At 57.4% G+C, this 16,717-nt stretch carries 11 protein-coding genes; 3 read left to right on the top strand and 8 right to left on the bottom strand.

Annotated elements, in window-relative coordinates; translation table 11 throughout:
• Window positions 1-64: 64 nt before the first annotated feature.
• The 7 genes from hmsP to bcsR all read right to left on the bottom strand — a co-directional run bounded on the left by hmsP (window position 65) and on the right by bcsR (window position 12,765).
• Window positions 65-2,071 (bottom strand): biofilm formation regulator HmsP, encoded by a 2,007-nt coding sequence (hmsP, locus tag PGS10_RS09935; RefSeq protein ID WP_047047804.1) that lies wholly within the window; start codon window positions 2,069-2,071, stop codon window positions 65-67.
• A 196-nt stretch (window positions 2,072-2,267) separates the two neighbouring features.
• Window positions 2,268-5,753 (bottom strand): cellulose synthase complex outer membrane protein BcsC, encoded by a 3,486-nt coding sequence (bcsC, locus tag PGS10_RS09930; protein WP_316422822.1) that lies wholly within the window; start codon window positions 5,751-5,753, stop codon window positions 2,268-2,270.
• Window positions 5,735-6,841: a cellulose synthase complex periplasmic endoglucanase BcsZ gene (gene bcsZ, locus PGS10_RS09925; RefSeq protein WP_045390827.1), complete on the bottom strand. Its 1,107-nt coding sequence runs from the start codon at window positions 6,839-6,841 to the stop codon at window positions 5,735-5,737. Before bcsZ ends, bcsC begins: the two co-directional genes overlap by 19 nt.
• Before the next feature lie 6 nt (window positions 6,842-6,847).
• Entirely contained in the window at window positions 6,848-9,202 is a 2,355-nt protein-coding gene (gene bcsB, locus PGS10_RS09920; RefSeq protein WP_045390806.1) for a cellulose biosynthesis cyclic di-GMP-binding regulatory protein BcsB, read from the bottom strand.
• A 10-nt stretch (window positions 9,203-9,212) separates the two neighbouring features.
• Window positions 9,213-11,831, bottom strand: a complete 2,619-nt coding sequence (bcsA, locus tag PGS10_RS09915) for a UDP-forming cellulose synthase catalytic subunit (RefSeq protein WP_045390803.1) — start codon at window positions 11,829-11,831, stop codon at window positions 9,213-9,215.
• Window positions 11,828-12,565: a cellulose biosynthesis protein BcsQ gene (bcsQ, locus tag PGS10_RS09910; protein ID WP_047047797.1), complete on the bottom strand. Its 738-nt coding sequence runs from the start codon at window positions 12,563-12,565 to the stop codon at window positions 11,828-11,830. The genes bcsA and bcsQ overlap by 4 nt, the downstream gene beginning before the upstream one ends.
• A gap of 11 nt (window positions 12,566-12,576) precedes the next feature.
• Window positions 12,577-12,765, bottom strand: coding sequence for a cellulose biosynthesis protein BcsR (bcsR, locus tag PGS10_RS09905; RefSeq protein WP_045390797.1), 189 nt, complete (start codon window positions 12,763-12,765; stop codon window positions 12,577-12,579).
• 168 nt (window positions 12,766-12,933) lie between these two features.
• Between bcsR and bcsE the strand changes: the two genes are divergently transcribed.
• Genes bcsE through bcsG form a run of 3 tightly spaced genes read left to right on the top strand, consistent with a single transcriptional unit; the run spans window position 12,934 to window position 16,360 of the window.
• Window positions 12,934-14,490: a cellulose biosynthesis protein BcsE gene (bcsE, locus tag PGS10_RS09900; RefSeq protein WP_047047793.1), complete on the top strand. Its 1,557-nt coding sequence runs from the start codon at window positions 12,934-12,936 to the stop codon at window positions 14,488-14,490.
• Entirely contained in the window at window positions 14,487-14,684 is a 198-nt protein-coding gene (gene bcsF / locus PGS10_RS09895) for a cellulose biosynthesis protein BcsF (protein ID WP_045390791.1), read from the top strand. Before bcsE ends, bcsF begins: the two co-directional genes overlap by 4 nt.
• The gene (bcsG, locus tag PGS10_RS09890) at window positions 14,681-16,360 is read left to right on the top strand and encodes a cellulose biosynthesis protein BcsG (RefSeq protein WP_047047789.1); all 1,680 of its coding nucleotides are present in this window, start codon (window positions 14,681-14,683) and stop codon (window positions 16,358-16,360) included. Before bcsF ends, bcsG begins: the two co-directional genes overlap by 4 nt.
• Window positions 16,361-16,442: 82 nt before the next feature.
• On the opposite strand, the gene PGS10_RS09885 is transcribed toward bcsG, so the two are convergent.
• Window positions 16,443-16,550, bottom strand: a complete 108-nt coding sequence (locus PGS10_RS09885; protein ID WP_015703763.1) for a type I toxin-antitoxin system toxin Ldr family protein — start codon at window positions 16,548-16,550, stop codon at window positions 16,443-16,445.
• Window positions 16,551-16,717 lie beyond the last annotated feature (167 nt).

Raw genomic sequence — 16,717 nt, 5'->3', positions numbered from 1 at the left:
AACCGCTAAGTTGCAACGGAATTGTTAAAATATTTGAGCTGACTCGCACAAACAACTAAAAATGTTACAAACTTGCATCATCCTTTTCAGCGTGCAGGAAGCGCTGCATAAAGCTTTCCAGCGGTAAGGCGCAACCAAACAGGTAACCCTGAGCGATGTCCACCCCCGCCGCTTGCAACCATTTCAGCTGTTCTTCTTTTTCGACGCCCTCAGCGACAATCCGCAGCTTGAGCCCGCGTGCGAGCTGAATTATCGCCGGGACCATGCTGGTATCATCCGGCACCATATCAATAAACGCCTTGTCGATTTTCAGTATATCCACCGGCAGCGATTTCATATGTTGCAGCTGGCGCAACCCGGCATAACCCATGCCGAAATCATCCAGCGCAATGCGCGTACCGGCGTCGCGCAGCGGGCGCAGCAGGGCAATCACCGCCTGCGGATCGTCAAGACGGCGGCTTTCCGTCACCTCCAGCACCAGCGTGCCCGGGGCGATACGGTAGCGTTCAATGAGCGCCAGTAGCTCAACGCCGCGCTCGGGATGCAGCAGTTGCAGGAGAGAGACGTTCACCGACAGCGGCAGCATGATCCCTTGTTGCTGCCAGGCTGCCAGTTGACGGCAGGCTTCTTCCATTACCCAATAACCTACCGGCACCATCAACCCGCAGTTTTCAATACGCTCGATCAGATCGCACGGTAGCGACCAGCTGCCATCGGCCTGTCGCTGACGCAGCAGAACTTCCGCACCGCAAATATCGCCGCTGGCAATATCCACCTGCGGCTGGAACCAGATGGCGAACTGCTGATTATCGAGCGCGGTGAGGATGTCATGCTCTTCCATTAACCGGCGCTGGGCTTTTTCCATCTGCTCAGGGTCAAAGAACTCGATCTGATTTTTACCCTTACGCCGCGCCGTCACCGCGGCGGAAACCGCACGGCGATAGAACTGCTCGGCATTCAGCTCGCTATTAAACATCGCGATGCCAACGCTGGCGCAAGGGCGCAGCTGGACACCGTGCAGCGGCAATCGCTCGCTAATAGAAGTGAGCACTCGCTTACTTAGCGAAACCGCTTCCCAAGGCTCGCTAAGTCCGGGCGCGTAAATGGCGAAATCGTAACCGCTCACCTGCGCCAGTACCATATTGGCCGGGATAACCGCTTTTAGTTTCTCGACCAGCGTTAAGAGCAGCATCTCGCGCTGGCTCTCTTTCAGGACGCCCGCGGCATCTTGCAGGGTTTCACACGCCACCACCAGCAGCGCCGAAGGCTGCGGACGGGTCGCGGTCTGCTCCAGCATCGCCATCAGAAAAGCTTTGTTGGGGAGCTCAGACACCGGAAAACGGGTCGATTGCAGCGATAGCTCATCATGCTGGCGCAACAAGGACTGCTGATTGCGGTTGTAGCAGCGCACCAGCATGCCGATTTCATCGTCCTGGTGCAGTCGCGGTAGGCTCAGTTGATGCCCGAGACGATCCTGAGGCGGAATATCGTTGAGCTCGCGAGCGATGGCGCGCAGCGGCCGAACAATCAGTCGGTTGATGCACCAGGTGAGCGCTACCGTTAAAACCAGCACCAAAAGTAAGTAAGTAGTCACTAACGTAGCAAGCGCGCTCATGACGAATTTGTACATGCGATAGGAATCCGCCTGCAGCACCAGATAAGCCAGCGGCTGCGGGTTAGCCGGGCGTTCCAGCGAGTAGATTGGCAGAGATATCTGCACCGGCAGTTCAAACAGGCGAGTGATCATCACCGGCACCGGGCGTTCGGGAATAAAGCGCATCCGCAGCGCCTGGAATTGATTCGGTAGCACCACATCCGCCCGGCTGACGATGCCAGCAGGCTGAATGCGGCCCAGAATGGCTTCCGCTTCGGGAATGTCGGCTTTCAAAATTGCCGCCGACAGCGGTTCGCGAACGGAACGGGCGATACTTTCTAATTGCGTGGCCGTGGTATAGCGACTCTGTTGCACAAAGTGAAACAGTAAAATGGAACAAAAGACCAGGACAAACGCCATGGACACGCTCGCGACCATCGCCATCTGTTTAATTGTAAGTGAGCGGCTGACGCGCAACTGTGTTCTCCACTGAAACTGAACGACTATCCGGCGAGATCCATCACTACCGGTCGTTTTCAGGCTGATTATATACGCAAATTGTTCGCTCTCGCCCGCAAGACGGGTTCTTCCCGAAAGCGGCGGGCGAGGTACGGCGAGTATACGCGAACAGCGGGGTGGATTGGCGATTAGACGTAGAAATCAGGCTAATCTGCTACCAATCCGCATAAGGTACCAACGGCTGCGGCGGCATATCCATGTCGCCCTGCCAACCGGAAGCGGAATAGCGCACGTACAGCAGCGCGTGGCTCGGCGTGTAATCTTTGGCCTGCTGAATATCCACCGCCGCGCCGACAAACCAGTTGCCGGTAACTCGCCGTTCCACCAGCGCCCGTGCGGTATAACCGAAGCCCTGGCTGCTGCCGCCCTCTTCTTTTAGCTGGCTGGCCTCGTAGCGATACTGCGACGGAATCAAATTCAGCAACGGATAGCGCGCCTGAGTTTGCGTGCGCGAATGGGACCATGACACCGAACCGCCGAGTTCCCATGACCAGTTTTCGGTACGCTGACGCCAGATGACCGGCACCGAGAAAGAGAGATACTCCTGCGGGCTGTAGTAACCGCCCTGACCCAGCGTGTAGCCGCTGAGGTCTTTGTCGTAGTGCCAGATCATATTGGTCAGGCCGACGGTCACCCGGCGATTATTTTCATTGATCGCTTTATAGTAGTAACCGGTCATCCAGCGCACGCGCCAGTTGTCCTCGACGTTTTTGCCGGTGAGTTGGTCCGCACCCAACGATGACCAGATGCCGTTCGCCTCGCCTTTATCGTAGCTCAGGCTGATACCGCCGCCGGCGGCGCGTACCCCGCCCCAGGTGGTACCGGTGTGGCCGTCGTTAGGGTTATCTTTTTGCCCGCCGAAGGAGAGCAGCGAGCTGGAAATGGGCCGCCGGTGGACGTTGACGATATAGCCGACCGGCCCGGCATCGCCGCTATAACTCAGTCCCCCCACGACATCGACCACGTTAAAGCCCATCGGCGTAGTGCCGATATCGCCGCTCCAGGTGTCGTTCTTCCAGCCGACCGCCACGCTGGCGCCGCCGTCGCTCTGATTTTTGCTGCCGCCATAGCAGCTAATTTCGCCGCAGGTCCCCCAGCTCGGCGAGTAGCCGCCGTCGCTATTGGTGGAAAACGTCCCGGCGTTCATATTCACCACATCGGTACGGAAGAACATCCGTCCGTCATACAGCGGCGCGTCCACCTGCAGCATGGTGGTGTGCGCTTTGAGGTCTGAATAACCGCCGGTGCCGCTCGATCCCCAGTAGTCGTGCTCAAGGGTAACGTTAAGATCCTGCTGGCGATAAAGATCGGCGGCGTCGCTGCGGATCCCGCGCTTCAGCCAGTCATCCTGGCTATCGTTGCGGGTCAGGCGGGTAAAGGTGTCATTATCCTGCGGGCGAACGCGGGTCACGCCAGAGGCTACCATCGCGTCTTTATAGCTTTCCAGGGCCTGCTGTGGTTGATCGCTTTGCGTCTGGAAGCGCGCGGCATCACGCAGCACCAGCGCGCTTTCCATCGACGGCGGCTGGCTTTTCGCCTGCGGCACGATGCGGTCGAATATTTGTTGCGCGCCCGCGGTATCGTCAAATCCGGCGCGGGCCAACGCTACCCGGCGCTGCATGTTGATCGATTCCGTATCCGCATCCTTCAACTGCGCGACCTGCGCGCGGGCGGCATTTTTATCGCCCTCGGCAAGATAGACTTCCGCCAGGCCAAGGCGCGCATCGCCATTATCAGCCTGCTGGCTCAGCACCCGATGGTACTGGGCTATCGCCTCTGCGCTATCGCCGCGCTGCTGCGCCCAATCCGCCAATGCCAGATCGTAGCGTACCGATTCCGGCTGCCGTTTAATCAAGGCAATAGCCTGCGCTTCCTGCCCGCTATCGCGAAGTTGGTTGGCCTCGCGCATCACTTTGTCGCTTTGCAGACGCTCTTCCAGCTCACGGATATTATCGGTCCACTGTCCGCGCGGCAGCGCGTTAATTTGCGCCAGCGCCGCATCATCCTGATTATTACCGGACAGATAGAGCCCGTAGGCGTAAATCCGTTCGGCATCGCCCGGCTTGCGGTTGGCCATGTTACGCATCAGCGCGTCCGCTTCCGGCCGCTGGCCGGCGCTGACCAGATCTTTCGCTAGCCGATAGGTTATCCACACGCTTTCTGGATCCAACGCCAGACGCCGCCGCTGCACCTCCGCGGCCTGCGCCCAGCTGCCCTGGCTTTCCAGCGCTTCAGCCTGTTTTTCCAGCCGATCGTTGGTGAGACTGCGTTCGATATCATCAATACTGCGCCGTTGGCTGGCAGGGAGACTGGCAATATAGGCGCTGGCTTTTTCAGGCGACTCACGGCGATAAACATTCGCCAGACCGCGTACCGCGAGGTTATTGCCGCGATCCATCCGCAGCGCCTGTCGATAGTAGCGCTCGGCAGCGGCGTCATCTTTGCGCGCCGCGGCGACATCGCCTAACCCCAGTACCGCGTAGCTGTCAGTGTTATCCACCCGCTGCGCCTGGGCGTAAGCATTTTGCGCCTGCGCCAGTTGGCCTGCTTTCAGCGCGTTATCACCCTGTTTAATCAACAGCCAATAGCGGTTGGTCTTCAGCAGACTGTCCCACTTATCGCGATTCGGGCTTTTCGGATCCATCGCGATCGCTTTATTGAGCTGCGCCACCGCCCGCACCCGGTCGCCGCGCTGTGAGTAAGCGGCGCCCAGCGCGCCGACGGCATCGCTATCGCGGGCATCGGCGCGTACCGCCTGCTGCAGATCGGCCACCGCCTGCGCCGCATTGCCGGATTTCACCGCCGCCAGTCCTTCGCTTTTAGCGCGGAAGGTCGGATCTTTCAGTTGAGTTTGTTGCTGCGCCAGCAGCAGCCGGGCATTAGCGGCGGCGGATCCGGCGGGGAACAAGAGCAGGAATCGCTGTAATGCCTGAACGCTGCCGCTGCTGACCGGCATAGTTTTAATTTCGCCGAGCCACATATCTGCCGCGATACCGCGACCTGAAGCCGAACGCGCCATCTGTTCCAGATAGGCGAAGCCTTCCTGCTGCTTGTTATCTGAAAACATCTGTTTCGCCAGCGAGGTCAGCAGAGTGACGTTATCCGGGGTACTGGCATTGAGTTTTTTTAGCTGGCTAACGCCTTCACTATGGCGAGCGGGCAATCGCGCCACCAGCGTCCAGTATTCGATAGCCGCTTCGGTATCCGTCGGGACGCCGCCGAAGAGCTTTTCATAGGCGGCGATGGCTTCATCGACCTTTCCGGCCACGCCGAGCAGGCGCGCCTGCTGCAGCTCTTGCTGTCCTTTGCCTCCGCTGAGATCGATCTCGCTGCGCGTCGCTTTCAATGCCGCTGAGTCAGGGGCCAGTTTCGCCAGCAGATCGAGCTGCTTTTGCGCGCCGGCGGTGTCGCCCTGACGCAGGAGGTAGCGAGCCCGCGCGGCGAGATAATCCGGGTTATTCGGGTCGATCAATTCCAGTCGATAAAGCGACTGACGTACCAGGTCTTCACGGCTGCTTGCCTCGCCGAGACGCACTTGTTCCAGCAGATGCTGCTGCGCAGGGGTATTCGCCGCCTGCGCCAGCGGCAGTAGTGCGAGACCGACAGACAGCGTGATGAAGCTTAGTGAGAACTTGCGCATTCCTGGTTCCAGTCAGGTTGTAATTCGCCACCTGCGGCGAAACGAAAACGATGTTGATCCCACCCCTGGCCGAACAGCGTCAGCACCGCGCTATAGTAGGCATCCGCGTCGGGATAATGATCGGCGACCCGTTGGCGCTGTAGCGCGCGGGCGTCCTCATCTTGTAAAAACGGCAACATGGAAGCGGAGAAACCAACCGGACCCTCACCGGTGGTTTTCCCGCTGGCGATATTGGTTTTTTCCGGCGGCAATCCCTGTTTGATCGTCTGAGTCGCCATCGGTTTGAAACGCGCCAACAGCGGCGCTTTTTGTTTATCGGCGTTATTGAGCATCCCGACCCACAGATAGACGCGAATAGCGTCATAGCTACCAATAATCGGCTTATCGGTTTTCAGCTGCCAGCCGCTGCCTTTCTCATAGCGCACCCAGTCCGGCGAGAAGCCTTTCGGCGCCGTTTCCAGCAGCAGCCGCAGATTGCTGTCGCGGATCTTCGGCCACGGCGCGCCAAAGCGGGTAAAGTAGGTGGCGAGCTGCGGCGGCAGATAGCTTGGATTAAAGCGCCAGCCCTTGTCGTCCGCGAAACCGACTTTCCCCGGCAGTACCGACGGCCCCAGTCCCGGAACATCAGCGACTTCTTCATCGGCAATCCGCGCCAGCAGCGCTTTTCCTACCTCAGTATAGTTATCAACCTTCCACAGGCGTCCGGCTTCCAACAGCGCCCAGGCAATCCACAAATCAGAATCCGATGCCGAATTGGTGTCCAGCACCGTCCATTCATCCTCGCTCTTTTTCCCCCATAGCCATCCCGGCAGATGGGCGCGCAGATCGCCCTGCGCCAGGTTGTTCTGCGTCCACTGAAATAGCTTATCGAAGCCCTGACGATCGTTGGCCGCCAGGGCGAAGAACAACGCATAGCTTTGCCCTTCGGAGGTAGTGATTTTGCGCGCATCGCTGGGGTCGATGACTCGTCCTTCGGCGCTGACATACGCTTTTTTAAACTGCTCCCAGGCGGGCCACTGGCAGGCGGCGCTCACCTGCCCCGCCGCCAGCATTAAAACCGAGAGAAGTACCCCACGAAATGCGTTCATCAGCAATTACTCATCATCAGGATCAAGACGGCGACGGCTGAGAATACGCAGCATGCGCCACAGCACCCACGCCAGCAGCACAATGCTGACGGCCGCCAGAATCGCCAATAGTATCGGATGGCTGGAGAGCGCAAACCAGATGCGCTCGAACCACGGCAGGTGGCCGACATAATAGATATCGCCAACCCGCAGGCTATTGACGCCGGATTCACGAATCACCGCCACCGAACCGAACATCGCCGCCCGTTTACCGCTGTCATTTAAGGCGTTTGTGAGCAGCTCGTTACCGCGTGGGCTATCGGCCATCAGGGCGATCACGCTGCGCTGATCGTTGTACGGCGACTGGAAGCCAATAATGGCCGCCATCGGCCCGGAAGAGGTGATGTCGGTTCGCGTATGCGGCGTGCGCGCGTCATCATCCGGATAGATGCTGGCCAGGTCATAATGACGCATCGGCGTTTTCACCCAGCTTTTGGTCGCCTCGACCAGTAGATTGATTTTGGTATCGTCTTTCAGCGACGGCGGAATAGCGCCAATCAGCATCAGATCGGCATCTTTGCCCTTAATCTGGTTGCCGTCGTCGGTCATCTGCACGTTGATAGCCGCCAGCCCGGTCTGCGCGCCGATGCCGCCTACCGCCTGCAGCAGCGTCTCAACCTGACCCGCATCAGGCGTTTTCGGCACCACGATTAGCGTCTGAGAAAGATCGGCCATGCGGGTATACGGGAAACCGGCATTAGCGAAGACGCGCAAATCCGGCATCGCCAGGAAGTGGTAATACTTCGAAAAGTCGATGGTGGAGTCATCGCCGATCACCACGTGGTTCTGCACCGGCTGGAAGGTAATACAGTTATCGATGTTGCCGCCGGGCATCGGGTTCATGTACTGAAAATCGAAGCGCAGCTGGTTCATCGCACCGAGACGCAGCGCGGGTATGGTCACCTGGTTCTGGCCATCCAACAGCCCCTGCAGCACCGGCAGGCGTAAAATTAGCTTATTCACATCCTGCGAGCTATTGAGGCTAAACGACTGCAGGAACTGATCGTTAAGGCTGATATCCATCCGCGAGCTGTCTTTGATAGGCGGCATGGTATAGCGATATTTCAGATCCATATCGATGCCGTTGGCGCGAAGCAGGTATAGATCCGGCGGTAGGTTCAGCGCCAGGTTAATCGAATCTGGCACCAGGCCGCTTGATTGCAGCTGCTGCTCATAGGTTTTCAGCTCGCCGAAAGTCACCGGTCTGTCGGTACGGACCCAGTTCGGCGCGTCATACGGCTGGCGCGCCTTCAACTCTTTCACGCCATCCACTACCACGCTATCGCCGCGGAACAGAATATTGCCCTGGGCAATACCCTTCGCCGCCACCAGCAGGTCTTGATCGTTGCGACCGAAGATCACCAGCAGCTTGACGTACGGGTTGCTCGGGTGGTTGACCATTTCGATGGTCGGCGCTTTCACCGGCGGATGGTCGCGCAGGAAGTCCGGACGCTTATCGTTGGTGGCGAAGATGATAGCGTTGCGTTCCGGTATCTCATTGAAGTGGACCGGGAACTGCTGACCGCGCCAGCCGGCCTTGCTGCCAAACCAGGAGGCGACAATCGCCGCCGCCTGCTGCTGTTTGACGTCAGGCGCAGCAGCAAAAACCATCGGCAACGTCAGCGGACGGTTGTCGCGCGAGTCGTAGAACGGTACCGGGAAGTGGGACAGGTCGTTACGTACCTGCAGCGACTGATAGGTTAAATCCAGCGAGCTCTCACGGCCGATATCGAGCCACAGCGTACTGCTGGCCGGGTTTTCGCAAACGTCGCGATAGTGGCCGACAAACTCCAACCGCACGCGGTTAAAATCGGTGATATACAGTGGATCGACGGGGATCTGGGCGCTCACTTTTTTACCCAGTTGCTCTTTGGTGACCGGCAGTACGCCCATCAGCTCGTCGTTGAGATAAACCTTCAGCTGCGACTGCACCGGCAGCAGCGATGGCGACGGCGTGTAGTCAAGATTGAGCAGCGCTTTGGCGACCACTTCATCACTGCGCATGCCGAATTCCACGGCGCCCTCTGGGTGCGAACCGCGTAGCACCATACTCCCCGGCGGCGGCGCGATTTGCGCAAAAGTCAGCTTCACGTCGCGAGAGGGAATGTTGTCCGCCACCACCACCGGCGCGGCAGGATCGATAACCGCCGCCGTCGGCTGGCCATCGATAATCACCGGCGCTGGCTGGGCCGCACCCGTTGTGGCGGGAGCGTCGACCACCGCGGCATTCGGCGTCGCCGCCGGAGCCGAAAATGTTGCGAAGGGGTACCAGCTGCTCATTCCCACCGCCACTGCACAAATCAAGGAAAGTTTTCTTTTCATCGCATTATCATCATTGTTGAGCCATTGCTGGTTCTGCCGAAAGCACCGCCGCGGCGCGTTCGGGACGGCGCGGCAAAAACGATACAATCCAGGCCACCAGCGAGGTGAGCGAGCGGAAAATAACCTTCACCGACGGCGGCGAGAACTCCGCCAGGTGACGATATCCACGGAACCCCAGCTTGAGGATATCCAGCAGGCTTTCCATCGGCTTATCTTCCGGGAAGCTGTCCTGCCAAAGCGCCCACGTATCAGCGCGGGCAAACGTACACTGCACAAAATCAATATGTTGCTGGTTAGTCAGCGGCAGCAATTGCAGGCCGACTTCACCGCCGTTGACCCGCGCGACGCGAACCGGGAAGACGTATTCTTGCTGTCCGCGTTTGAGCAGCAAATTCACATGTTGCCCTTCCAGTACCCGCGCGTCGCCGTGAATTTTTATCCCCAGGCCGCCGTCAGAGTAGTCATGAACGGTACAGGAGAACAGGTGGCCATCCGGGCGGGCAATCGCCGCCGGCATCGACATCTCTACGCGGTGCGAACGCCGCACCTGCTTGCTCTCCACCGACACCGCCACGGCGCCGCCGAGGATGATTAAGTTATAAAACACCCAGATGATGCTGACCCAGACGGTTAAAATTTCGTTCTCGGGTCCGTACATAAAGCGCCAGATGCCGACCGCCACGCCCACCAGATTAAGCAACACCAGATAAATATAGGGGCGTGAGATAACCCAATCGACATACTCATCTTTCACTAGTCCGCCTTTGGCGGTGACGTTGAACTTGCCTTTGTGCGGGTTAATCAGCGCGACGAAGGTCGGCGGCGCGATATACCATGCCAGCACCGTTTCGTAGATTTCACTCCAGAAGGAGTGGCGGTACTTGCCCTGGATCTTCGAGTTCGTCAGACTGGCATGGATCATATGCGGCAGCACGAACAGCGCGATCATAAGCGCTGGCGCATAGATGATATAGGCGTGTAACAGCAGGAATGCCAGCGGCGCGGTGAGGAAGATAAGCCGCGGGATACCGGACAAAAAGTGCAGCATCGCGTTGACGTAGCAGATACGCTGCGCCAGCTTCAAACCTTTACCAAACAGCGGGTTATCAAGACGGAAAATCTGCACCATTCCGCGCGCCCAGCGAATACGCTGGCCGATATGCGCCGACAAGCTTTCCGTCGCCAGCCCCGCCGCCTGCGGGATGCGCATATAGGCGGAGGTATGGCCACGACGATGCAGGCGCAGTGAGGTGTGGGCATCCTCGGTGACCGTCTCGACGGCGATACCGCCGATTTCATCCAGCGGGCCGCGGCGAATGACCGCGCAGGATCCGCAGAAAAAGGTCGCATCCCACATATCGTTGCCGTCCTGCACCAGGCCGTAAAACAGCGTCCCTTCATTTGGCGTTTTACGAAAACGGCCCAGGTTGCGTTCGAACGGATCCGGCGAGAAAAAGTGGTGCGGCGTCTGCATCATCGCCAGCTTTTTATCCTTCAGGAACCAGCCCATGGTCATCTGCAGGAAGGAGCGGGTCGGCACGTGGTCGCAGTCGAAAATAGAGACGAACTCGCCCTTCGCATACTTCAACGCATTGTTGATATTACCGGCCTTGGCATGTTCGTGGCTGGTACGCGCGATGTAATGGACGCCGACATCTTTCGCGAACTGGCGAAACTCTTCGCGCCCGCCGTCATCAAGGATCCAGATATTGAGCTTATCCTTTGGCCAGTCGATACCCTGCGACGCGTAGATAGTATTTTTCACCACGCTAAGATCTTCGTTGTAGGTCGGGACGAAGATATCCACCGTCGGCCATTCGTTCATATCTTCCGGCAGCGGCACCGGCTGGCGATTGAGCGGCCACACCACCTGGAAATAGCCCAACACCAGCACAATCCAGGCGTAGGTTTCGGCAAACAGCAAAATCAACCCGCACACCAGGCTGACCGGATCGTTCCAGTTCAGCGTGGAGGTATAGCGCCACCAGATGTAGCGACAGGAAACGGTCAGCGACAACACGATCAACATCAGGGCGGAGAAACGCCCCGGAATACGCCGCACCAGCAGCGCGACGCCCCACAACAGCAGCAGGAAAATAAATTGCGACAGCGGGTTAAACGGCTGGGTGATACACAACAGCGCCAGAATCAGCGAGAAGAAGGTGATGGTACCCAGCACCAGCCGCCGCAGCTGTGGATGCAGGTGCTCAAGCTCTTTCTGCTTATCGAGATGGCCGGTACGGGTGTTGACCTTTTCCGGTAATTTTTCCATCCACTGCGCGTAGCGCCCGTGAACCCCTTCCAGCGCCGCCAGCGAGCGCCAGTTAATTTTTTTATCCGGTTCCGGCACCCGGGTCGCCAGTAGCCAGAGCGACTGCAGCAAATAGCGTATCGGATCTAACGGGCGTGGGCGATGCGGATTAATATGCGGAAAATAGTCGCCGTGGTGTTCGCGAATAGCTTGCCAGCGCGGCGTCTCAAGCGGCATTAACGCCCACGCCAACGACACCCACAGGCAACCGAGAAAAGCTGAAAGCACCGACGCGCCATGCTGACGATAGTCATCATAACGTGCGCTCAAGCGCTCGCCCACCGGCGGCGCCAGCAGCAACGTACTCAGGCGGATCATGCCGCTCCCTCTCTGGCATAGTGCAGCAGACACCAGTTGGCCAGCGTCAGCACCTCTTCCGCCGCCAGCGAATCCTGGCGATATTCGCCAAGCGGCTGTTTAGCCGCCAGACATTCCGCCATCGCTTCATCGCGGTGAATCGTGACCGGCAGAATACGGCGCTGGCTTTCCAGCCACAGTTGATAGAGATCTTCCTGTAGCTGGCTGCCGACGCGCAGGTCGTTAATCAAAATATCCGCATTAGCAGGCAGCGCCTGCTGATGCAGGCGAATATGGCTGTTGCCGTCGGGATGCACAACCTGTAGAGCGCGATGGCAAACGTTCAGCAATTCGCGGGTAAGCGGAGAGTAGCCTTCGGGTATATCAATCAGCAGCCAGCGGTGGCTCCCCTGCTGGTCGAGCAATTTGATTTGCTCCGCGATAGGTTCCAGCGTCGGACTGAACTTATCAACGTGCTCACGTTCGCCAGGCGTCAGGCGGCCAAACGGCAGAAGATCGATATGCGCGGTGTAGCGCAGCCCGGCGTCGCGCCAGTCACCTCCGTCAATCAACGAGCGCGCCCAGCCGTTGCGATGGTCGAAATCAACGTTGAAGAAAAAGCGCAGCATATTGTCCGGGCTGGCATCGACCACCAGCACGGTTTCACCGAGCAGCTGTAGCGCCCAGGCCAGTGCGGCGGTAATAGATGTGGTGCCTACGCCGCCGCGTATGCCTTGTAATCCCAGAATCGCCATCGACGGCTTCCTTACTTTTTCTCAGCTAATTCGGCCAACAGCGGCCAGCGTTGCAACGCCGCAGCGAGCTGTTCGCGTCGGGAAATGTCGTGGTAATCAATATCCGGCAGGGAAAATGCCCGGCTTAATGCCAGGAAATCATTTTGGAAGGTATATCCCAGCGTTGCATCGCCAGGTACCGTAGGGTCTTTTTCCGGCATTTCTCTGTCCATTCGAAAAACACATTATAAAACCAGGAAGTGGAAACCGCTCATCCCTAAAATTACGTGTACATGCTAAAACTGATGTCCTTTAATTTCAATGTTAGGTTTACTCTCACGCTTTCGCTAGTAAACTAATCATTGTAAATAGGGCACGCGAGGAACATCGTGGATATTGTATATACATTGGGTATTTCATCATTATGGGACGAAGTATGCCATATGCCCGTTGGCGGGGTATGGTGGCTTAATGTCGACCGCTATGCCGACGCCGTCAGCCTGCTGAATCAAACGCTGGAAAGCCAGGCTCCGGAAAGCAAGGTCGCCGCCATAATAATGGGTAAAAAACCTAATGAAGTCATATCATTAAGAAAATATCGCGGTCCTGATAAAATCGCATTATTCACGATGCCAGATCGCCCGGAAGGCCTGCAGGAGTTGCACCGCGACATACTTTGTTCTATGGAACCTGGCAACTATTTATTTATTCTGCTATGTACAGAAAATTCCTGGCAAAATATAAAAACAGAAGAATTACTCCATTGGGTAGAAAAATCTAATCGATGGGCCAAATACCATAACTGCTCTCTTATGGTACTTAATTCGGCTAATGATACCGACAAACAACTTTCTCCGTTATTACGCCAGTACCGCGCCCTTTCCGGGCTGGCGAGCATTCGTTATCAGGGCGATAGCCATCTATTTGATATCGCGTGGTGGGGCAGTGAGAAAGGTATTAGCGCGCAGCAGCAGCTGGTTATTTTACACGATGATGAGGGCTGGCGGCTGGCGCAGAGCGAAGAAGCGGCAGTGCAACCGCGTAGCGACGAAAAAATCGTCCTCAGTAATTTGCGCGTGCTGGAAGGGGCGCCTGCGCTTTCCGAATACTGGACGCTGTTCGAAACCAATGACGCCGTCTTTGAAGCCGGTCGTACCGCGCAGGCGGCCACCTTGCTATTTTCCATTACCCAAAATGAGCAAATAGAGCAGCTCGGACGCTATATCCATACCCTGCGTCGCCAGCGCGGCAGCGCCTTAAAAATCGTGGTACGTGAACAAACGCCGAGCCTGCGCGCCACCGATGAACGCTTGCTGTTAAGCAGCGGCGCCAACATGGTAATCCCCTGCAGCGCCGGGCTTTCTCGATGCCTCACGCTTATTGAAAGCGTGCAAAAGCAGAAATTTACTCGCCACGTTCCGGAAGACTTCAACACGCTGTTGACCTGGAGCCGGCCGCTTAAACTTCGCGGTTATCAAAAGTGGGACGCCTTCTGTGAAGCGGTCAGCAATATCATGGCCAACACGCTGCTGCCGCCGGATAGCAAAGGGGTAATGGTGGCGCTGCGCCCCGCGCCGGGGCTACGTGTCGAACAGGCGTTAACCCTTTGTAAACCCAACCGCATGGGCGATATCGCGACGATCGGTAATAATCGATTAGTGCTGTTTTTATCGTTTTGCCGGGTAAATGACCTGGACACGGCGTTAAACCATATCTTCCCTTTACCGACCGGAGACATTTTCTCTAACCGTATGATTTGGTTCGAAGATAAGCAAATTTCCGCGGAAATCCTGTTGATGCGCGGCATATCTCCTGACAACTGGAACACGCCGCTGCCGATTACGGTGGGCAAAAACGAAGCCCTTAACGTTAAACACGATGGGCGCCAGTGGCGGCGAATCCCTGAACCCTGGCGACTCTCCACCGACGGAGAACCGCGGTCATGATGTCTATCGCCGATATCATTCAGCTGATCGTATTGTGCGCCCTGCTATTTTTCCCGCTGGGATACCTGACGCGTCATTATCAGCGCCGTATTCGCACCACTTTACGTTTGATGTTCTTTAAACCCCGTTTCGTGAAACCGGCCGGCGTACTGCGCCGGGAGAGCGCGACCAGGCAGGGCAAACCGAAAAAATGACCAAAGCAAAAACTACCGCTACGCCGCTTCCGCTATGGCAGTACTGGCGCGGCCTGTCCGGCTGGAACTTCTATTTTCTCGTGAAGTTTGCCCTGCTGTGGGCGGGATACCTGAACTTCCATCCAATGCTCAACCTGGTGTTCCTCGCCTTTTTGCTGGTGCCGATCCCCCGTGAAAAACTGCACCGGATACGCCACTGGATAGCGATTCCGCTCGGCTTTGCCCTGTTCTGGCATGACACCTGGTTACCGGGTCCGGAAAGCATCATGAGCCAGGGCTCGCAAATCGCCGGTTTCAGCGCCGATTACATCTGGGACCTGATCACCCGTTTTATTAACTGGAATATGGTCGGCGCCTTCTTTGTGCTGCTGGTGCTGTGGCTATTCATCAGTCAATGGCTGCGCGTTACCGTCTTCGTTTCGGCGATCATGGTCTGGCTGGTTATCAGCCCGCTGCTGCCCTCCTTTACTTTATGGCCCGCCGGGCAGCCGACCACCGCAGCGGCCACGCCGGCGGCAACGACCGGTGGAACGACAACAGCCGCGGCATCAACCAGCGCCGCCGCCAGCGGCGATATCCCGCCGCAGACCGAACCGCCAACCTCAGCTAACCTTAGCAATTGGCTGAAAACTTTCTATGCTTCTGAACAGAAAAGAAAAACACCGTTCCCGGATCAGCTGCCTGGGGATGCGCAGCCGTTCGATCTGCTGGTTATTAATATCTGTTCCCTGTCATGGTCAGACATTGAGGCTGCCGGGTTGATGGATCATCCGCTGTGGAAACATTTCGATATCCTCTTCAAAAACTTTAACTCCGCCACTTCCTACAGCGGCCCGGCAGCCGTTCGCCTGCTGCGCGCCAGCTGCGGCCAGCTATCGCATAACAACCTGTATCAGCCGTCTGGCAACGAGTGCTACCTGTTCGAAAATCTGGCCAAACTCGGCTTTACCCAACAGCTGATGCTGGGGCATAACGGCGTATTCGGCGACTTCCTCAAAGAGGTTCGCTCGCTCGGCGGCATGCAGAGTCCGCTGATGGATCAGAGCGGTTTGCCGGTAATCCTGCAAGGCTTCGACGGATCGCCGGTTTACGACGACCAGGCGACGCTCGATCGCTGGCTACAGTCTACCGAGAAGCTTAACACGCCCCGTACCGCGACCTTCTACAACACGCTGCCGCTGCACGATGGCAACCATTATCCCGGCCAAAGCAAAACGGCCGACTATAAAGCCCGCGCGCAGAAGTTCTTTGATGAGCTGGACGCCTTCTTCACCGAACTGGAAAAATCGGGGCGTAAAGTGATGGTGGTGGTGGTGCCGGAACACGGCGCCGCGCTGAAGGGGGATAAGATGCAGGTTTCCGGGCTGCGCGATATCCCAAGCCCGTCGATTACCAACGTACCTGCGGCGGTGAAATTCTTCGGCATGAAGGCTCCGCATCAGGGCGCCGCGGTGGAAATCACTCAGCCTTCCAGCTACCTCGCGGTTTCTGAACTGGTGGTGCGCGCCCTGGACGGTAAGATGTTTACCGAAGATAACGTCAACTGGCAGCAATACACCGCAAATCTGCCGCAGACCGCGGCGGTATCAGAAAACTCCAACGCCATTGTCATTCAGTATCAGGGCAAACCCTACGTGCAGCTAAACGGCGGCAGTTGGGTGCCGTATCCGCAGTAAAGACGAAAAAGGCCGCAGGAGAATTCCTGCGGCCTGTTCGGGCGCAAATTGCCAACGCAGCAGACTCACGCCCGCCGGTCCGTCACTTCTGGTTGTGCATCCAGCTGACGATAATGCTGACCACAATGCCAGCAATTATCGGCGCCGCCAGATCGTCCCATAAGATCAGACCTAACTGTGTGAGCGTCATAGAGCCGCCTGTATTGCAATGGCAACCGTTCGCGGCTATCTTTAACTTGTCTGGAGTTAGTGATAGCCCTCGTTCAGTTGCCTGGTTAACACCAGCAACGTGCGAGGGTTTTCTCTTTCCAGCAACTTATCTATGCCGCCGGGGTTCAAGCCCCCGCAACATTGCGC

This window comes from Klebsiella sp. 141153, from assembly GCF_032601995.1.
Taxonomy (GTDB): Bacteria; Pseudomonadota; Gammaproteobacteria; order Enterobacterales; family Enterobacteriaceae; genus Klebsiella; species Klebsiella aerogenes.
This window is presented reverse-complemented; position numbering and strand designations above follow the sequence as displayed.